Origin of the sequence: Pseudomonas donghuensis (assembly GCF_000696345.2) — a bacterium.
GTDB lineage: Bacteria > Pseudomonadota > Gammaproteobacteria > Pseudomonadales > Pseudomonadaceae > Aquipseudomonas > Aquipseudomonas donghuensis.
In genome coordinates this window covers 3,245,139-3,263,972 of sequence record NZ_CP071706.1, presented here as the reverse complement: position 1 = coordinate 3,263,972, position 18,834 = coordinate 3,245,139, and the positions used below count along the sequence as shown (strand labels likewise).

Below are 18,834 nucleotides of genomic sequence, written 5' to 3'. Positions count from 1 at the left end.
CCGTGCCTCCTAGGCCAGGCTGGCGTTGTTCAGCGCCAGTTTTTCATCGGCCACCCGCACGGTGCGCCAGGTGTTGTAGGCCATCAGCAGCATGCCGCTCAAGAAACACACGCCACCGACAAAGCGCACGATAAAGCCCGGGTGGCTGGCCACCAGCGCCTCGACGAACGAGTAGGTGAGGGTGCCGTCGTCGTTGGTGGCGCGCCACATCAGACCCTGGGCGATGCCGTTGACCCACATCGAGGCGATGTACAGCACGGTGCCGATGGTCGCCAGCCAGAAGTGCAGGTTGATCAGGCCGACGCTGTACATCTGCTCGCGGCCAAACACTTTCGGGATCATGTGGTACAGCGAGCCGAAGGTGATCATCGCCACCCAGCCCAGGGCACCGGCATGCACGTGGCCGATGGTCCAGTCGGTGTAGTGCGACAGGGCGTTGACGGTCTTGATCGCCATCATCGGGCCTTCGAAGGTCGACATGCCGTAGAACGCCAGCGACAGCACCAGAAAGCGCAGGATCGGGTCGCTGCGCAGCTTATGCCAGGCGCCGGAGAGGGTCATCATGCCGTTGATCATGCCACCCCAGCTTGGCGCCAGGAGGATCAGCGACATCGCCATGCCCAGCGACTGCGCCCAGTCGGGCAGGGCGGTGTAGTGCAGGTGGTGGGGACCTGCCCAGATGTACAGGGTGATCAGCGCCCAGAAGTGCACGATCGACAGGCGATAGCTGTACACCGGCCGGCCCACTTGCTTGGGCACGAAGTAGTACATCATCCCCAGGAAACCCGTGGTCAGGAAGAAGCCCACGGCGTTGTGGCCGTACCACCATTGCACCATGGCGTCAGTGGCCCCGGAGTACACCGGGTACGACTTGAACCAGCTCACCGGAATCGACAGGTGGTTGACCACGTGAAGCATGGCGATCACCACGATGAAGGCACCGAAGAACCAGTTGCCGACATAGATATGCTTGGCCTTGCGGCGCATCAGGGTGGCGAAGAAGACGATGCCGTAAGCGACCCAGACGATCGCCATCCACACCGCGCCGGTGAATTCGATCTCGGCATATTCCTTGGTCGTGGTCAGGCCCAGCGGCAGGCTGACCAGCATGATCACGATGGTCGCCTGCCAGCCCCAGAAGGTGAAGGCGGCGAGTTTGTCGCTGAACAGCCGCACTTGGCAGGTGCGCTGTACCGCGTAATAACTGGCGGCGAACTGCGCGCTACCGGCGAAGCCGAAGATCACCAGGCTGGTGTGCAAGGGGCGCAGGCGGCCGAACGAGGTCCACGGCAAGTCGAGGTTAAGCTCGGGCCAGACCAGTTGCGAGGCGATCCAGACGCCCATGGCCATGCCGACGATACCCCAGACCACCGTCATGATGACGAATTGCCGGACCACCTTGTAGTTATAGGCCTGCGCCTGTTGATGTGTGCTCATGGCTAGTTTCCACAGTTCCTGTATGGCTCGCCCTGCCGTGGGGCAGGGGCACAGGCGCAGACTCTAGGAAGCTGCTGGCATACAAAACAGACTCAGAAACCGGCGTTAATACCGGATCAGATAAAACCCCCGTATTCATTGGACAATGGCGCACCTGTTATGGATTGGGTGCGGCGATTTATCTCTGTTCTGCATCGAACCTGCCGGCAAAAGCGTGTCGCTGTGTCGCAGACAAAACTCCGTGGAATTATCTTGACATCACGGCAAATGCGGACGCAGAATTTCACAAACTTTGCGCGCAAAGTTTTATGTCGGGCCCACTTACTCGCCCGGCAAGTGGTGCGCAACCAACTTTGACGCCATCCCGCTATACGCCCTTGTCTCGGTGCTCTCAAGCCGGGACGGGGTACGCGCGCAGCGGCGGCACACTATAAGAACGAAGGGAGCAACAGATGAAGCTTTCCAAGGAACTGGTCCTCCAGGCAAAAGCGACGTTCGGGACACCGACCTACCTCTACGATGAAGCCGTGCTACGCAGCAGTTTCAACGAGTTGCGCGATGCATTGCCGGACTGCGTGGATATCTTCTATGCGTTGAAGGTCAACCCGAACCTGTCCCTGGTGAAACTGATCCGCTCCTACGGCGGCAATACCGAAGTCTGCTCGCTGGGCGAGCTGGAAATCGCCCTGAAGGCCGGGGTCGCTCCTGAGGACATCATTTTCCTCGGGCCCTACAAGAAACCCGAGGAACATCGGCGCGCCCTGGAAGTTGGGGTGTTTGCCATCGTCGTCGAATCGGAAACCGAACTGCGCAAACTCTCGGCGCTGGCGGGCGAACTCGGCCGCGTGGCGCCGGTGGCGATTCGTATCAACCCTAACTTCTCCGCCTCCGGTTCCCCGTGGAAGATGGGCGGGCGGCCGACCCATTTCGGCATTGAAGAAGATACGGCCGTTGCCAATTTCGGCGACTACGCGGCGTTGCCAAACCTGCAGATCAAAGGCATCCACGTTTACAACGGGACCAAGATCCTCGATGCGCAGTCGGTGTACGACAACGCCAAGTACATTCTTGGCCTCTACCGTAGCCTGACCCGGCGCTACAACCTGGACATGAGCATGGTCGATGTCGGCGGCGGCCTGGGTATCAAGTACTACGAGAACGAGAGCGAACTCGACACCCGCCAGCTCAAGCAACTGCTGGCGCCACTGTTCGAGGCGTTCAATCAGCAGTTCCCGCAGACCCGGATCATTGTCGAGTCGGGGCGCTTCGTCGCCGGCAAGTGCGGTGCCCTGCTGGTGACGGTCGACAACATCAAGGAAAACCACGGCAAGACCTTTGCCGTCACCGATGGCGGTACCAATTGTCATGGCGCCGCCGCTGGCAGCGGCCAGGTGCTCAAACGCAACTTCCGTATTGTCCACGCCACCGGCAGCACCGGCGCGCCGCTGCGCGAATACCATATCTCCGGGCCGCTCTGTAGCCCCGATGATCTGCTGGCCCGTGACCTGCAGATCGAAACCCTGCACGAGGGCGACATCCTCGCCGTCACCGCCTCAGGTGCCTACGGCCCGTCTGCTTCGCCGACCCTGTTCCACAGCCATGGCCACCCGGCCGAAGTGATTGTCAGCAACGGCCAGCTGTTCCTCGCCCGTGCCCGGCAAACCGCCCTGGACATCCGTGACAGCCACGCCGATGTACCGCTGTCGGCCATGCTCGGCGCTGCCCCGGCGGCGAGCGAGCCGACGCCGATCGCCCAGGCGGCGACCCAGCGTCAGCTCGGCGAGATCCTGCGGGTGGTGCTGAAACTGCCGGCAAACACCGTGATCAGCGCCGACTCGCATCTGCGGGACGACCTGGGGCTGGATTCACTGACCTCCATGGAGTTGCTGGTCAATCTGGAAGACGATATCGAAGGTTTCTTCGTCAACCCCGACACCATCGCCCCCGGACACTTCAATACCGTCGCCACCCTGGCCGGCTATATTGACGCCCACCGTCAACCGGCGGCGGTGCGCCGGGCACGTTTCGAGGTGCAGCATGAAGGCGTCTGACGTCCTCTTGCAGCACGTACTGGACCGTCCCAACGGCCTGTACCCGGACAAGGCGGCGATCATCTATGCCGATGAAACCTACACCTATGCCCAGCTCGACGAAGCCAGTGGGCGCCTGGCTGCCGGGCTGCAGGTCAATGGCCTGCAGCGCCAGGAGCGGGTGGTGGTGTGCCTGGGCAACCGGGTCGAGACCGTCTGTGCGTTCTGGGGCGTACTCAGGGCCGGCGGTGTGATGGTCAACGTCGGCCTGGAAACCCCGGCCGACAGCCTCGACTACATCATCCGCGATGCCGAGGCCTCGGTACTGATCACCACCTCGGAGAAATTCGCCAGCCTGCCGGCGGGCACCTCCGAGCTGAGCTACCTCAAGGCCATCGTGCTGCTCGACGGCGAAGCCGACTCCCCGGTTACCCAGACTGTCGAAAGCCTGTTGGGGCAGGGCGCCGGCGTGCCGCTGCCGTGCGGCAACCTCGACCTGGACCTGGCTGCGATCATCTACACCTCAGGGTCCACTGGCGCGCCCAAGGGGGTGATGCTTACCCACCGCAACATGCTCGCGGCGCTCAACTCGCTGCATACCTACCTGGGGTACACAGCCACTGACAACGTGCTGTGCTCGTTGCCGCTGTCGTTCGACTACGGCCTTTACCAGATGATCATGGCCTTGAGCAGTGGTGCCACCCTGGTGCTGGAAAAGGAATTCACCTGGCCGATCTTCCTGATCAAAAAGATCCGCCAGTATCAGGTCACGGTCATTCCGTTCGTGCCGACCATGCTCATGCTCCTGCATGAATACGCGCACAAGCGCGAGGCGACTTTCCCCCAGGTGCGCATGGTGACCAACACCGGCGCGGCCCTCAAGCCGACCCACATCGCCCAAATGAAAGGCCTGTTCCCCCAGGCGCAGATCTTTTCCATGTACGGCCTGACCGAGTGCAAGCGCTGCACCTACTTGCCACCGGAAGATATAGACGACAAACCAGGCAGTGTCGGCATCGCCATCCCCAACACCGAGCTGTGGCTGGTGGACGACGAAGGCCGGCGTATCGACCAGCCGCATCAGGTCGGTCAACTGGTGATTCGCGGCGCCACTGTGATGGCTGGTTACTGGCGCAACCCCCAGGCCACGGCGCAAAAGCTCAAGCCGGGCCCGTACCCGGGTGAAAGCGTGCTGTACACCGGCGACTACTGCAGCCTTGATGAGGACGGTTACCTGTACTTCCAGGGCCGTATGGACCACGTGATCAAATCGCGCGGCATGAAGGTCAGCCCCAGTGAAGTCGAGAGCTTCCTCTATGCCATTGATGGCGTCGAAGCGGCGGCGGTGGTCGGTATCGAGCATGCGTCGGTCGGCGAGGCGTTATGGGCGTTCGTCACCTTGGGCCAAGGTGTGAGCCTGAGCGTGGAACAGTTGCTCGAACGTTGCCGGCACGGCCTGGAGTCGCACAAGGTACCCCTGTCGATCAGTATCGAAGGCACCCTGCCGCGTACGGCCAACGGCAAGTTCGACCTGCAGCAGCTGCAGCACACGGCGCGCAGCGCACAACTGGCGGTGGCCGGTTGAACGGCGCCTTTGATGGGTGATTCAGTCATACAGGAGGTACGGACATGAGTCTGGGCAATAGAGGCCGCGATCAATCGCTGGACGTTAACGGCAACCATGTTGCATTGCGTATCTGGGGCAATGAGCGTGGCCATCCGGTGCTGGCCATCCATGGCTGGCTCGACAACGCGGCGTCGTTCGAGCGCATTGCGCCGCTGCTTGATGAGTGTTTCGTGGTCGCCCCGGACCTGGCCGGCCACGGGCGTTCCGAGCACCGTCGCGGCGACAGCGGCTATTACCTGTGGGAACACGCCGATGACATGAACGCGCTGGTCGAATGCCTGGGCTGGAAGCGTTTTTCAGTGTTGGGCCATTCCATGGGCACGGGGGTCGCATCGATTCTGGCGGCAATGAACAAGTCGATCGACAGCATGGTGTTCATCGACGGCATGGGGGCGCCTTTTACCATCGCCGAAGAAGACACCGTCGAGCACCTGAAAAAGTCCCAGCGCCTGCTGCGCCTGGCCCTGCGCACCCGCCTGCATGGCTTCTCGGCGGCGCAAACGGCGCAGTTCGACAGCCTTGAAGCGGCCATTGGCGAGCGGCGCAACAGTATCGACGCCACGCTGTGCGCCGAGGGCGCGCGGTTGCTGGCCATGCGCGACCTGCTCAGCGTCGGCGACGGTTACCGCTGGCGCCATGACCCGCGCCTGGTGTTGCCCGAAGCAATGCAGCTGACCGAGCGTCAGGCCTGCGATTTCCTGCGCCAGATCAATTGCCCGCTGCACCTGATGCTTGGGCGCCAGGGGCTGTTTGCCGGCGCCCAGTTCGACAAAAGAAAACACGCCTTGCCCTGGGCCACCCAGGTGCACTGGCATGACGGCGGCCACCATTTTCACCTGGAGGAGCCGAGCGCGGCCTTGATCGGCCAGATCAACGCTGCGCTGCTTCAGCGTGAGTCGGGGCCGCGGCAACGATTAGTCAATGAGTAATGGAGTACACCCGTGAAAGAGTTCTGGATTGCACCATCGATTCTGGCGGCCGATTTCGCCCGCCTCGGCGCTGAAGCCGAGCAGGTGCTGGCCGCCGGTGCCGATGTCATCCATATCGATGTGATGGATAACCACTATGTGCCCAACCTGACCATGGGCCCGCAGTTCTGCAAGGCCTTGCGCAGCCACGGGATCACCGCGCCGATCGATGTGCACCTGATGGTCACCCCGGTGGATGCGATGATCCAGGCCTTCGCCGAGGCCGGCGCCGACTACATCTCGATCCATCCCGAAGCCACCCTGCACCTGGACCGCTCGCTGCAGTTGATCAAGGACCTGGGCTGCAAGGCAGGCCTGGTGTTCAACCCGGCCAGCACCCTCGACGCGGCTCGCTACGTGCTCGATAAGCTCGACCTGATCCTGCTGATGTCAGTCAACCCGGGCTTTGGCGGGCAGCGGTTCATCCCTTCGGTATTGCCCAAGGTAGCTGCAGCGCGCAAGCTTATCGACGACAGTGGCCGGGCGATCCGTCTGGAGGTAGACGGTGGCGTCAACCTCGAAACCATCGGCCAGGTGGCTGCCGCCGGGGCTGACATGTTTGTTGCCGGCACGGCGATTTTTGCCCAGAGCGATTACCGCGCTACCATCGAGGCCTTGCGCCGGGAGATTGCTCAAGCTGTGCCCAACCGCCACTGATAGGCGGTCTTTCCAACGATTCTCGCGAATCCAGTACGAGTTACCTGTCCTTGCACACTACAACTTTAATCAAGGCCTTGCTGCGTCAGCCGACTGCGCACACACCGGTCTGGCTGATGCGCCAGGCCGGGCGTTACCTGCCCGAGTACCGAGAGTTGCGGGCCCGCGCCGGATCGTTCCTGAACCTGGCGAAAACGCCGGACTACGCCACCGAGGCTACCTTGCAACCCATGCGCCGCTTCAACCTGGATGCGGCAATCGTGTTCTCCGATATCCTCACCGTGCCTGATGCCATGGGCCTGGGCCTGTACTTTGGCACGGGCGAGGGCCCGCGTTTTCGCCATCCATTGCGCGACGAGCAGGCCATCAAGCGCCTGCGTGTGCCTGAGCCCGAGTCACTGGACTACCTGTACCAGACCGTGGCCCAGGCCCGCCGGGCGCTGGACCCCAAGGCGGCGCTGATCGGCTTTGCCGGCAGCCCCTGGACCTTGGCCTGTTACATGGTCGAAGGCGGGCCGCCGGGTGATTTCCAGCTGATCAAGAAGATGCTCTACCGCCGCCCGGAACTGCTTCAGCGCATTTTGCAGGTCACCAGCCAAGCGGTGGCGGCCAGCCTCAATGCGCAGATCGAGTCCGGCGCCCAGGCGCTGATGATCTTCGACACCTGGGGCGGGGCCCTGGCCGATGGCGCCTACCAGCGTTTCTCGCTGTTCTACATGCGCGAGGTGCTGGCGCGCCTGCACAAGACCCATCACGGTCAGCGGGTACCGTCGATCATCTACACCCCAGGTGGTAGCCCCTGGCTTGGCGAAATGGCCGACAGCGGTGCCGACGCCCTGAGCCTGGACTCGGCCTGTAACCTGGGCATGGCCCGGCAACTGGTGGGCCACAGCGTCGCCTTGCAAGGTAACCTCGACCCCAGCGTCTTGTTGGGCGATGAGGCCTGCATCCGCCGCGAAGTGCAGCGCACCTTGCAGGCCTTCGGGCCGCCGGCCGCAGGCTTTGGCCATGTGTTCAACCTGGGCCAGGGGATCTCGCCGGCAACCTCGCCAGAGGCGGTGGCGACCCTGGTCGAGGCGGTCCATGAATTGAGCCGCGTGCGCGGAGGTGCCTATGCTTGACCCGACCTTCGACTTCGACCGGATGCTGTGCTTCTCGCTGTATTCGACCGCCAATGCCATGGTCCGTGACTACGCCGAACCGCTGAAAAAGCGCGGTGTGACCTACCCGCAATTGCTGGTGATGGCCGGGTTATGGGGCCAGGACGATGTCTCGATCAGTGCCCTGAGCGAGCTGACCTTGTTCGACCTTGGCACCCTGACACCGATCGTCAAGCGTCTGGCCGACAATGGCTTCATCACTGTCTATCTCGACCCCAATGACCGCCGTCGACGTAACCTGCTGCTGACCGACAAGGGCCGTGAGCTCAAGGCCGAGGCGGCGCAGGTGTTCAGCAACATGGCGTGCAAGATCGACCTGGGCGAGGGGGAGGTGGAGCAGGTGCTGGACGTGTGCCACCGGATCAGGTCGCGGTTGCGCTGAAGCTGGACTTGTCAGCGATCGCCGGCCTCATCGCTGGGCAAGCCCGCTCCCACAGGTCCTGCATCAATCTGTGGGAGCGGGCTTGCCCAGCGATGACTAGGTGCGCAAAAACTCCGGGGTATTGAAATTGCTCAGGCGCAGGTCGCCCTCGGCGCACTCCAGGGCCCGCACCGGGTGCTGGCGCAAGGTCCGTTGCACACCTCTATCGCCCGCATCCCAGGCTCGCTGAAAGTCAGCGCGCAAGGCGCAGGGAATCAGGCTGAACATCGGCTGCCAGTAGCCGCCCTGGCGGATCATCGCCGGCTGCTGTTGGTCATTGGCCAGGTGCATCAGGTCGAGGATCAGCGCCTGGTCGATCAACGGCGCGTCGCAGGCCAGCACCAGCATCCATTCATGCCGCGCCACCGCCAGCCCCGCCAGCACCCCGGCCAGTGGCCCTGGAAAATCCGCTTCGGCATCCCCCACCAACTGATCGGCGTAAGGCCGGTACAGGTCCTGGTTGCGGTTGCAGGAAATGATCAGGTCGTCGGTCAGCGGCCGCACCACGGCGTGGATGTGGGCGATCAGGGGTTGGCCCTGCCAGTCGAGCAGGCCTTTGTCCTGGCCGCCCATGCGCTGGCCGCGGCCACCGGCAAGGATGAGGATGGAGCAGGGGGGAGGGGCGGCGGGCATGGTCAGGGTTCCTGGCGGTATCAGCCGATCACCTTCCCATGCACGCCGCAGTCTGTCCAGATCAGCTGTCGCTGGCTACCGGCGCGCACGCTCGGGCGTGGCCCTTGGCCCGGCGCTTGCCGGTCAGGCGCATCACCACCACGAAGAACACCGGCACGAACACCACCGCCAGGGTGGCGCTGAGCATGCCGCCGATCACCCCGGTACCGATGGCCTGCTGGCTGGCCGAGCTGGCGCCGCTGGCAATCGCCAGGGGCACCACACCGAGGATGAACGCCAGCGAGGTCATGACGATCGGGCGCAAGCGCAAACGTGCGGCTTGCACGGTGGCATCGACCAGGTCGTGACCTTCATCGACCAGGCTCTTGGCGAACTCGATGATCAGGATGGCGTTTTTCGCCGACAGGCCGATCAGGGTGATCAGGCCGACCTTGAAGAACACGTCGTTGGGCATGCCGCGCAGGCTCACCGCAATCACCGCGCCCAGTACGCCCAGCGGTACCACCAGCAGTACCGAGGTCGGGATCGACCAGCTCTCGTACAACGCCGCCAGGCACAGGAACACCACCAGCAGCGACAGGCCCATGAGGATCGGCGCCTGGGCGCCGGACAGGCGCTCCTGCAGCGACAGGCCGGTCCATTCCAGGCCCATGCCCTGAGGCAGTTGATCGACCAGGCGCTGGATCTCGTTCATCGCCTCGCCGGAGCTGTAGCCCGGTGCCGGCTCGCCCGACACGGCAATGGCCGGGTAGCCGTTATAGCGGGTCAACTGCACGGGGCCGGTGATCCACTTGGCCTGGACGAAGGCCGACAGTGGCACCATCTTGCCGTTGCTGTTGCGCACGTGAATCTTCAACAGGTCGTCGACCTGGCTGCGCTGGTCGCCTTCGGCCTGCACCACCACGCGCTGCATCCGCCCCTGGTTGGGGAAGTCGTTGACGTAGTTGGAGCCCACCGCAGTGTTGAGCACGTTGCCGATATCGGCAAACGACACGCCCAGGGCATTGGCCTGCTTGCGGTCGACTTCCAGCTGCACCTGCGGGCTCTCGGCCAGGGCGCTTTCGCGCACGTTGACCAGCAGCGGGCTTTTTTCCGCGGCGGCGAGCAACTGGTCGCGCGCCGCCATCAGCCCGGCATGGCCGAGGCCGCCACGGTCCTGCAGGCGGAACTCGAAACCGCTGGACGTGCCCAGGCCATCCACCGGCGGCGGCAGCACCGAATAGGCAATGGCGTCCTTGAGCTGGCTGAACGCGGCATTGGCGCGGTCGGCGATGGATTGCGCGCTGTCGTCGCTGCCGCGCTCGGACCAGTCCTTGAGGGTGGTGAACGCCAGCGCCGCGTTCTGGCCGTTGCCAGAGAAGCTGAAGCCGAGAATCAGGGTGCTGTTACCGACGCCAGGCTCTGTGGCGTTATGCGCCTCGATCTGCGCCGCCACCTGTTCGGTGCGGGCGCGGCTGGCCCCCGGCGGCAGCTGGATGTCGGTAATGGTGTAGCCCTGGTCTTCGGTGGGCAGGAACGAGGAGGGCAGTTGGCTGAAACCGTATACCAGCCCGGCCACCAGCACCAGGTAGACCAGCAAATAGCGGCCGCTGCGCTTGAGGGCCTGGATCACCCAGCGCTGGTAGCCATTGGTCATGCTTTCGAAGCGGCGGTTGAACCAGCCGAAGAAGCCGGTTTTCTCGTGGTGCGAGCCCTTGGCGATCGGCTTGAGCAGGGTCGCGCACAAGGCCGGGGTCAGGCTCAGGGCGAGGAACGCCGAGAACAGGATCGACACCGCCATCGACACCGAGAACTGCTGGTAGATCACCCCCACCGAGCCTTTCATGAAGGCCATCGGCAGGAACACCGCCACCAGCACCAGGGTGATGCCGACGATGGCGCCGCTGATCTGGCTCATGGCCTTTTTCGTCGCCTCGCGCGGTGCCAGGCCTTCTTCGCTCATGATCCGCTCGACGTTCTCGACCACGACGATGGCGTCGTCGACCAGGATACCGATGGCCAGGACCATGCCGAACAGGGTCAGCACGTTGACCGAGAAGCCCAGCGCCAGCATCACCGCAAAGGTACCCATCAGCGCCACCGGCACCACCAGGGTCGGGATCAGGGTGTAGCGGATGTTCTGCAGGAACAGGAACATCACCGCGAACACCAGGGCCATGGCTTCGAGCAGGGTGGTGATGACCTGCTGGATCGAGACCTTGACGAACGGCGAGGTGTCGTAGGGGATGTCGAACTTGGCCCCCGGCGGCAGGTAGCGCGACAGCTCGTTGAGCTTGGCTTGCACCAGGGTCGCGGTTTCCATGGCGTTGGCGCCGGGCGACAACTGCACGCTGAAGGCGCTGGTCGGCTTGCCGTTGAGACGGGTGCCGTACTGGTACTCCTGGCTGCCGATCTCGACCCGGGCGACATCGCCGATGGTGACTGTCGAGCCATCGGGATTGGCGCGCAGGACGATGTCCTTGAACTCCTGCACAGTGCTGAGCTGGCCCTTGATCACCACGTTGGCGGTGATTTCCTGGGTGCCGGTACCCGGCAGGTCGCCGATGCTGCCTGGCGCCACCTGGGCGTTCTGCGCAGCGATGGCGTCGTTGACGTCATCCGGGGTGAGGTTGAAACCGATCAGCTTGGCCGGGTCGATCCAGATGCGCATGGCCCGTTCCGAACCATACAGCTGCGCCTTGCCGACACCCTTGAGGCGGCGGATTTCGTTCATCACGTTACGGGCGAGAAAGTCGCTCAGGGTCACTTCATCGAGGCTGCCGTCCATGGCGGTGAGGGTCACCATCAACAGGAAGCCGGTGGAGACTTTCTCCACCTGCAGGCCTTGCTGGGTGACCGGGCGCGGCAGGCGCGACTCGACCACTTTCAGGCGGTTCTGCACGTCGACCTGGGCCAGGTCCGGGTTGGTGCCCGGCTCGAAGGTGGCGGTGATGGTGGCGCTGCCCAGGCTGCTTTGCGAGCTGAAGTAGAGCAGGTTGTCGGCACCGTTGAGCTCTTCCTCGATCAGGCTGACCACGCTGTCGTCGATGGTCTGCGCCGAGGCGCCGGGGTACACGGCGTAGATTTCCACCTGCGGCGGCGCCACGTCGGGGTACTGGGCCACCGGCAACTGCGGGATGGCCAGGGCGCCGGCCAGCAGGATGAACAAGGCGACCACCCAGGCGAAGACCGGGCGGTCAATGAAAAACTGCGGCATGAATCAGGCCCTCACTGGCCGTTGGACTGAACGATGGGAAGGGCGTCCTTGCCCGCGTTGTCGACCTGTACCTGGTCGCCGGGGTTGATGTGCTGCAGACCTTCGACCACCACCCGGTCACCGGGGGCCAGGCCGTCGCTGACGATCCAGCGGTCGTTCTGCACACTGCCCAATACCACCGAGCGTTCGCTGATGCGCTGTTCGGCATCCACCAGCATTACCTTCGGGTTGCCAGCACTGTCACGCAGGATGGCCCGTTGCGGCACGCTGATGCCTTGTTGCTTGACCGCCTGCTCCAGGCGCACGCGGATGAAGCTGCCCGGCAGCAGGTCCAGGTCCGGGTTGGGGAACTCGCTGCGCAGGGTGATCTGCCCGGTGCTCGGGTCGACGCTGATGTCCGAGAACAGCAGCTTGCCCGGCAGCGGGTAGGGCGTGCCGTCGTCCTGGATCAGCGTCGCGCTGGCCTGGTCCTGGCCCACCTGCTGCAGTTCGCCGGCACGCAGGGCGCGGCGCAGGGCATTGAGCTCGCGGGTCGACTGGGTGACGTCGGCATGGATCGGGTTCAACTGCTGGATGGTCGCCAGCGGCGTGGTTTCGTTCTGCCCCACCAGGGCGCCTTCGGTCACCAGGGAGCGACCGATACGCCCGGAAATCGGCGCGGTGACGGTGGCGTAGCCGAGGTTGAGCTTGGCCCGCTCGAGCGCAGCCTTGGCAGCGGCGACATCGGCATCGGCTTGCAGGAAGGCGGCGCGGGCGTTGTCATGCTCCTGGCGGCTGATCGCATTGATACCGATCAGCTCGCGATAGCGCTGGTCCTGCAAGCGCGCCTGGAACAGCGTGGCTTCGGCGCGGGCCAGGCTTGCGCGGGCGCTGTCGTAATCGGCCTGGAACGGCGCCGGGTCGATGCGAAACAGCACATCGCCCTGTTTGACGTCGCTGCCTTCGCGGTACACACGCTTGAGCACCACCCCGGCCACTCGCGCACGTACCTCGGCGGTACGTGGGGCAAGGATGCGGCCATTGAGCTCGGTGCTGATCGCCAGCGGCTGCACGCGCACGGTCTCGACCTTGACGGCGCTCGGCGGGGCCTTTTCTTCGGCCGGCGATTTGTCGTCGCAGGCGCTCAGGGCAAAGGTGATCAACAACAGCGGCGCCAGGGCGCGCAGACGGGCGGGACTTGTACTGGACATGCGGATCTTCCGAAAATGACCCGGCAATGCTAAGGCAGGCGACCGACGGGCAACAGTTAAGCTGTGTAGGCCATGTGTAAAAAAGTGTGAAGCTTTATCCTGCGAGCGCGTGAGCTCTTATATCCTGCCTGACTTTCCCAGCCTGTCAAACTACCCATGCCGAATATCCTCCTGGTCGAAGACGACTGCGCCCTGTCCGAACTGATCGCCAGCTACCTGCAGCGCAACGACTTCAGTGTCAATGTGATTGCCCGTGGCGACCATGTGCTGGCCGAAGCCCGGCGCAACAAGCCGGACCTGGTGATCCTCGACCTGATGCTGCCCGGCCTCGATGGCCTGCAGGTGTGCCGGCTGCTGCGCGCCGAGTCCCAGGCCTTGCCGATCCTGATGCTGACCGCCCGCGACGACAGCCATGACCAGGTGCTGGGCCTGGAGATGGGCGCTGACGACTACGTGACCAAACCTTGCGAGCCACGGGTGCTGCTGGCCCGGGTACGCACATTGCTGCGCCGCAGCTGCATCAACGAGCCCCGGCTTGAGAGCGACCTGATCGTGGTCGGCGGCCTGCGCATCGACCTGGCCGAGCGCAACGTGTTCTGGCGCGAACAACCCGTGGAGCTGTCCAGCGGCGAGTTCAACCTGCTGGTGGTGCTGGCGCGCAACGCCGGGGTGGTGCTCAGCCGCGACCGTATCCTCCAGCAACTGCGCGGCATCGAGTTCAACGGTACCGACCGCTCGGTGGACGTGGCGATTTCCAAGCTGCGGCGCAAGTTCGACGACAGCGCCGGCGAAGCGCGCAAGATCAAGACCGTGTGGGGCAAGGGCTACCTGTTCAGCCGGGTCGAGTGGGAGTTCTAGCGGCTCATGCTGAAGATCCTCATCCGTCTGTACCTGATCACCATCGTGGCCTATGCCGGGGCGATCTTCCTGATTCCCGACGCCATCGTCGGCGCCTTTCATCAGCGCTTCATCGCCTACAACCTTGATCAGGCGCGGGGCGTGCAGCGCCTGATCGTCAAGCAGTTCGAGCAGGTGCCGGCCAGCGAGTGGCCGGCCAAGGCCAGGGAGCTGGCGGCGGATTTCGCGCCCCTTGAGATTGAACTGCGCCGCCAGGACCAGATCGGCCTGAGCCATGAAGAACGCGATCGCCTCAACGCCGGGCAGAACGTGGTGCGCCTGGGCGACTGGGGCTACTACGAAACCGCCCTGGCGCCGCTGGACGACACCTGGCTGGTGGAACTGAGCAACCCGCCCGACCCGATGGACATCAGCCTGCTGTCCTGGGTGGTGACCGTACTGATTGGCGCCGCCTTGCTCGGTTGCCTGCTGTTCTGGGTATGGCCGCACTGGCGCGACCTTGAGCGCCTCAAGGAAACCGCACGGCGCCTCGGCCAGGGCGAGTTGTCGCAGCGCACCCATATTCCGCCGCGCTCGAACATCGGCGAACTGGCCCAGGTGTTCGACACCATGGCCCAGGACGTCGAGCGCCTGCTGACCCAGCAACGCGAACTGCTCAACGCCGTGTCCCATGAACTGCGCACGCCGCTGACGCGCCTGGATTTTGGCCTGGTATTGCTGTTCGACGAAGTGCCGCCGAACTGCCGCAAGCGCCTGCTGGAACTGGTCGGCCATGTCCGCGAGCTGGATGAGCTGGTGCTCGAGCTGCTGTCCTATAGCCGCCTGCAGAACGCCGACCAGGCGCGCGAGCGGGTCGAGGTGTCGTTGCTGGAGCTGGTCGACAGTATTCTTGGCAGCTTTGCCGAGGAGCTCGATGGCCGCGGCATCGAATGGCAGGTGCGCGCCGACGACAAACTGCCGCGCTTCATCCTCGACCCACGGCTGACCGCCCGCGCCTTGCAGAACCTGGTGCGCAACGCCATGCGCTATTGCGACGGGCAGATCCTCCTGCGCCTGAGCCTGGACCCGCAGGGCCATTGCCTGCTGACCGTGGAGGATGACGGCATCGGCATCCCGCCTGATCAGCGTGAGCTGATCTTCCAGCCGTTCTACCGCCTGGACCGCAGTCGCGACCGGACCACTGGCGGCTTTGGCCTGGGCCTGGCGATCAGCCGCCGGGCCATTGAGGGCCAGGGTGGCACGCTGACTGTCGGCCAGTCAGCGCTCGGTGGGGCGCAGTTCAAGATCAGGTTGCCACGGGGCTGACCTCACGTTTGACCACCAAGGTCAAAATGTCATAACTGGCCACCAGCTCTCCCAACTGGTTGGTCACCTCCACATCCCAGGCCACCACCCCTTGCGGGATGCCTTGCGGGCTGCTCTTGCCCTGGTCGATCTTGCGCTTGCAGGTCAACCGGGCCTGGATGGTGTCGCCAATGCCCACCGGGTTGATGAAGCGCAGGGTATCCAGGCCGTAGTTGGCCAGTACCGGACCGGGAGCGGCACTGACAAACAGCCCGGCCGCGGCAGACAGCACGAAGTAGCCGTGAGCGATGCGCTTGCCGAACTGCGAGTCCCTGGCGGCGATTTCGTCGAAATGCATGTAGAAGTGATCGCCCGACAGGCAGCCGAAGTTCACCAGGTCGGCTTCGGTGACGGTACGTCGGTGGGTCAGCAGCGACTCGCCGATGCGCAGGTCCTGGAAGTAACGGCGAAACGGATGCGCCTCGGTTTCAATCACCTCGGCGCCGCGCACGTACTCGCCAGTGACCGCCGTGAGCATGCTCGGCGAACCCTGGATCGCCGCCCGTTGCAGGTAGTGCTTGACCGCACGTAGGCCGCCGAGCTCTTCACCGCCACCGGCACGCCCCGGGCCACCGTGCTTGAGTTGCGGCAGCGGCGAACCATGGCCGGTGGACTCCGGCGCCGCCTGCGGGTCGAGGATCAGCAGCCGGCCGTGCCAGGCGGCTGCTACCGGGATGACCTTGGCCGCCACCTGGCGGTCGCAGGTCACCAGGCTGGCGACCAGGCTGCCTTTGCCCCGTGCGGCCAAGGCCAGGGCTTCGTCGAGGTCGTCATAGGCCATCAAAGTGCTGACCGGGCCGAAGGCCTCGATGTCATGGGCGCCGCCTTCGGCATGCGGGTCGCGGGCCTGGAGCAGGGTCGGGGCAAAGAACGCCCCTTCGCTGACCCCTTCGCCACGCGGGGCGAAACCATCGCTGGCACCGAACAGCTGCTCGCAGCTTTGCAGCAGGCTGTGCAGGCGTTCACCGACATCGCGTTGCTGCTCATGGGAGGCCAGGGCGCCCATGCGTACGCCCTCGATCGACGGATCGCCCACCACCACCTGGCTCAGGCGCTCACGCAGGGCGCTGGCGACGGCGTCGATGTGCCGGGCCGGGACGATGGCGCGGCGGATCGCGGTGCACTTTTGCCCGGCCTTGGTGGTCATTTCGCGGACCACTTCCTTGATGTACAGCTCGAACGCCGGATCGCCCGGCTTGACGTCCGGGCCGAGGATCGCGCAGTTGAGCGAGTCGGCTTCGGCGCTGAAGGGGACCGAGTGACGGATCAGGTTCGGGGTCACGCGCAGTTTTGCCGCGGTGTCGGCTGAGCCGGTAAAAGTCACCAGGTCCTGGCCTTGCAGGCGGTCGAGCAGGTCGCCGGTGCTGCCAATCACCAGTTGCAGGCTACCGGCCGGCAGCAGGCCGGATTGCGCCATCAGGCGCACCACCGCTTCGGTCAGGTAGCTGGTGGCGGTGGCGGGTTTGATGATGCAGGGCATGCCGGCCAGGAAGGTCGGGGTGAATTTCTCCAGCATGCCCCAGATCGGGAAGTTGAACGCGTTGATATGCACCGCGAGGCCCGCTCGCGGGACCAGAATATGGCTGCCGACGAACGAGCCCTGTTTGCCCAGGGGGATGGCCGGGCCTTCGTGAAAAATATTGCCCGAGGGCAGCTCCCGCGCGCCGATGCCGGCGTAGGCGAACAGCGTGGCGTTGCCGCCTTCGATGTCGATCCAGCTGTCGGCACGGGTGGCACCGCTGTGGTGGGAGAGGGCGTAGAGCTGCTCCTTGCGTTCGCTCAGGTACAAGGCCAGGGCCTTGAGGCGGGCGGCGCGTTGTTGGAAGTCCATGGCCATGAGGGCCTGCAGGCCCTGAGCGCGGGCATGCTCGATGGCCTCGGCAAAGTCCGGGCGCTCCTCGTGGCTGTAACCGATGATATGGCCGTCCAGGGCACTGCGCAGCGGCGTGGCGCCGTGCTGGCCGATCCATCGGCCGGCAATGAAGCTTTGCAAGGTAGGGGCAGCAGACATCGGGTGTCCTCCGGTTTCAGGTAATCGATTGCACACGGGCTTGGCGCTTACCACAGCGCCAGGGTGTAGCCGATGATCAGGCGGTTCTCGTCCAGCGCCGTGGTCAGGCCGTTGCCCGAGCGAAACATGACATTGCGCCAGCGCAGGCTGACGTTTTTCAGCGGGCCGCTCTGGATCACGTAGGTGATATCGGTATCGCGCTCGCGCTCACGACCGTTGTCGATGGCCCCGGCCTTGGCGTGACGGCCGTCGGTATAGCGGGTCATGAAGCTCAGGCCCGGTACGCCGAGCGCGGCGAAGTCGTAGTCGTAGCGCAGTTGCCAGGAGTCCAGCCCCGCGCGGGTGTAGGTGTTGTAGGTGACCAGGTTGACGGTGTAGGGGTCGCCACCGTTGAGAAACGGAAAGGCGCTGTCGCCAGACATCTGTTGCAGGTTGGCGGTGAACTTGTGGGCGCGCACGCCGAGGGCGAAGCTGGCGTTGAAGTTGCGGTTGTCGATTTGTCCGCCACGTTCGGCGCCATCGCCGCGGCTGTCGAAGTAACGCAGGTCGCTGCGCAGGTTCAGGCCCTCGGCCAATGGCAGGGTATGCACCAGGCCGACAAACTGCTGGCGGTAGATGTGCTCAAGCTTGCCGTAGTAGTAGCTCAGGCTCAGTTGCGGGTTGAAGGCATAACTGCCGCCGGCAAAATCGAAGCCGTCGCTGCTGGCCGCGCCATAGCCGATATCGTCGCGGCTTGAAGAGTCGCGCAGGTTGGCCTTGGTCAGGCGCCCGGCATTGACCGTCAGGCCGTCGATTTCCTGGCTGCTGAGCAAGCCGCCCTGAAAGCTTGAGGCCAGCAGGCGGGTATCGTTGTACACCACCACCGGCAACAACGGCTGCAGGGTGCCCAGGCGCAACACGCTTTTCGAGGCGCGCAGCTTGGCGGTCAGGCCCAGTTCGCTGTAGTCGTCGGCCGGCTCCAGGCTGTTGCGCCCGTAGGGCAACAGGCCAGTGCCACGGCGGTCGCGACTGGAGTCGAGCTTGATCCCCAGTTGGCCCATGGCGTCGACGCCAAGGCCCACGGCCCCCTCGGTAAAGCCCGACTCCAGTTTAGCCGTGAAGCCCTGGCCCCATTCTTCGGCCTTGGCCTGGGGCGCGTTGTCCTGACGAAAATCGCGGTTCAAGTAATGGTTGCGCAGCTCGAGCTTGGCGTGGCTGTCAGCGAAAAAGTCCGCCATGGCCGGTGCGGCGACCATGGGCAGGGCAAGGCTGGCCAGCAGCGAGGCTGGCTTGAGGCGAATGTGGTTCATTATTTTTATACCC

General features: G+C 64.3%; 14 protein-coding genes. 8 read left to right on the top strand and 6 right to left on the bottom strand.

Annotated features, from left to right (window positions below; translation table 11 throughout):
- Positions 1–9: 9 nt before the first annotated feature.
- A complete protein-coding gene (gene ccoN / locus BV82_RS15255; protein WP_100783391.1) occupies positions 10–1,437 on the bottom strand; it encodes a cytochrome-c oxidase, cbb3-type subunit I in 1,428 nt (475 codons plus the stop codon).
- Positions 1,438–1,889: 452 nt separating this feature from the next.
- On the opposite strand from ccoN, the gene BV82_RS15250 reads away from it, so the two are divergent.
- From BV82_RS15250 to BV82_RS15225, 6 genes are read left to right on the top strand one after another with little or no spacing between them, the layout of a single operon-like run.
- Positions 1,890–3,488, top strand: a complete 1,599-nt coding sequence (locus BV82_RS15250; RefSeq protein WP_010225231.1) for a phosphopantetheine-binding protein — start codon at positions 1,890–1,892, stop codon at positions 3,486–3,488.
- Positions 3,475–5,052, top strand: a complete 1,578-nt coding sequence (locus BV82_RS15245; RefSeq protein WP_051636826.1) for a class I adenylate-forming enzyme family protein — start codon at positions 3,475–3,477, stop codon at positions 5,050–5,052. The genes BV82_RS15250 and BV82_RS15245 overlap by 14 nt, the downstream gene beginning before the upstream one ends.
- 44 nt (positions 5,053–5,096) lie before the next feature.
- The gene (locus tag BV82_RS15240) at positions 5,097–6,023 is read left to right on the top strand and encodes an alpha/beta fold hydrolase (RefSeq protein ID WP_036997052.1); all 927 of its coding nucleotides are present in this window, start codon (positions 5,097–5,099) and stop codon (positions 6,021–6,023) included.
- Between the two features lie 12 nt (positions 6,024–6,035).
- Entirely contained in the window at positions 6,036–6,719 is a 684-nt protein-coding gene (gene rpe, locus BV82_RS15235) for a ribulose-phosphate 3-epimerase (protein ID WP_010225234.1), read from the top strand.
- A 44-nt stretch (positions 6,720–6,763) separates the two neighbouring features.
- Positions 6,764–7,840 (top strand): uroporphyrinogen decarboxylase, encoded by a 1,077-nt coding sequence (gene hemE, locus BV82_RS15230; RefSeq protein WP_026001432.1) that lies wholly within the window; start codon positions 6,764–6,766, stop codon positions 7,838–7,840.
- Positions 7,833–8,261, top strand: coding sequence for a MarR family winged helix-turn-helix transcriptional regulator (locus tag BV82_RS15225; protein WP_010225236.1), 429 nt, complete (start codon positions 7,833–7,835; stop codon positions 8,259–8,261). The genes hemE and BV82_RS15225 overlap by 8 nt, the downstream gene beginning before the upstream one ends.
- 96 nt (positions 8,262–8,357) lie before the next feature.
- Here BV82_RS15225 and mobA read toward each other — a convergent pair whose 3' ends face one another.
- From mobA to BV82_RS15210, 3 genes are all read right to left on the bottom strand, one after another.
- On the bottom strand, positions 8,358–8,933 hold the full coding sequence (gene mobA / locus BV82_RS15220) for a molybdenum cofactor guanylyltransferase MobA (protein ID WP_010225238.1): 576 nt from the start codon (positions 8,931–8,933) through the stop codon (positions 8,358–8,360).
- Between the two features lie 61 nt (positions 8,934–8,994).
- Complete coding sequence (locus BV82_RS15215; RefSeq protein WP_036997054.1) at positions 8,995–12,129, bottom strand: efflux RND transporter permease subunit; 3,135 nt, start codon at positions 12,127–12,129, stop codon at positions 8,995–8,997.
- Positions 12,130–12,140: 11 nt separating this feature from the next.
- Positions 12,141–13,319, bottom strand: coding sequence for an efflux RND transporter periplasmic adaptor subunit (locus tag BV82_RS15210; RefSeq protein ID WP_036997056.1), 1,179 nt, complete (start codon positions 13,317–13,319; stop codon positions 12,141–12,143).
- Positions 13,320–13,475: 156 nt separating this feature from the next.
- Between BV82_RS15210 and BV82_RS15205 the strand changes: the two genes are divergently transcribed.
- The gene (locus tag BV82_RS15205; protein ID WP_010225242.1) at positions 13,476–14,177 is read left to right on the top strand and encodes a response regulator; all 702 of its coding nucleotides are present in this window, start codon (positions 13,476–13,478) and stop codon (positions 14,175–14,177) included.
- A 6-nt stretch (positions 14,178–14,183) separates the two neighbouring features.
- Positions 14,184–15,482, top strand: a complete 1,299-nt coding sequence (locus BV82_RS15200; RefSeq protein ID WP_010225243.1) for an ATP-binding protein — start codon at positions 14,184–14,186, stop codon at positions 15,480–15,482.
- Here the strand turns inward: BV82_RS15200 and paaZ are convergent.
- Both paaZ and BV82_RS15190 read right to left on the bottom strand, forming a co-directional pair.
- Complete coding sequence (paaZ, locus tag BV82_RS15195) at positions 15,463–17,532, bottom strand: phenylacetic acid degradation bifunctional protein PaaZ (protein WP_036997058.1); 2,070 nt, start codon at positions 17,530–17,532, stop codon at positions 15,463–15,465. The genes BV82_RS15200 and paaZ overlap by 20 nt on opposite strands.
- A 47-nt stretch (positions 17,533–17,579) precedes the next feature.
- On the bottom strand, positions 17,580–18,821 hold the full coding sequence (locus BV82_RS15190; RefSeq protein ID WP_036997060.1) for an OprD family porin: 1,242 nt from the start codon (positions 18,819–18,821) through the stop codon (positions 17,580–17,582).
- Positions 18,822–18,834 lie beyond the last annotated feature (13 nt).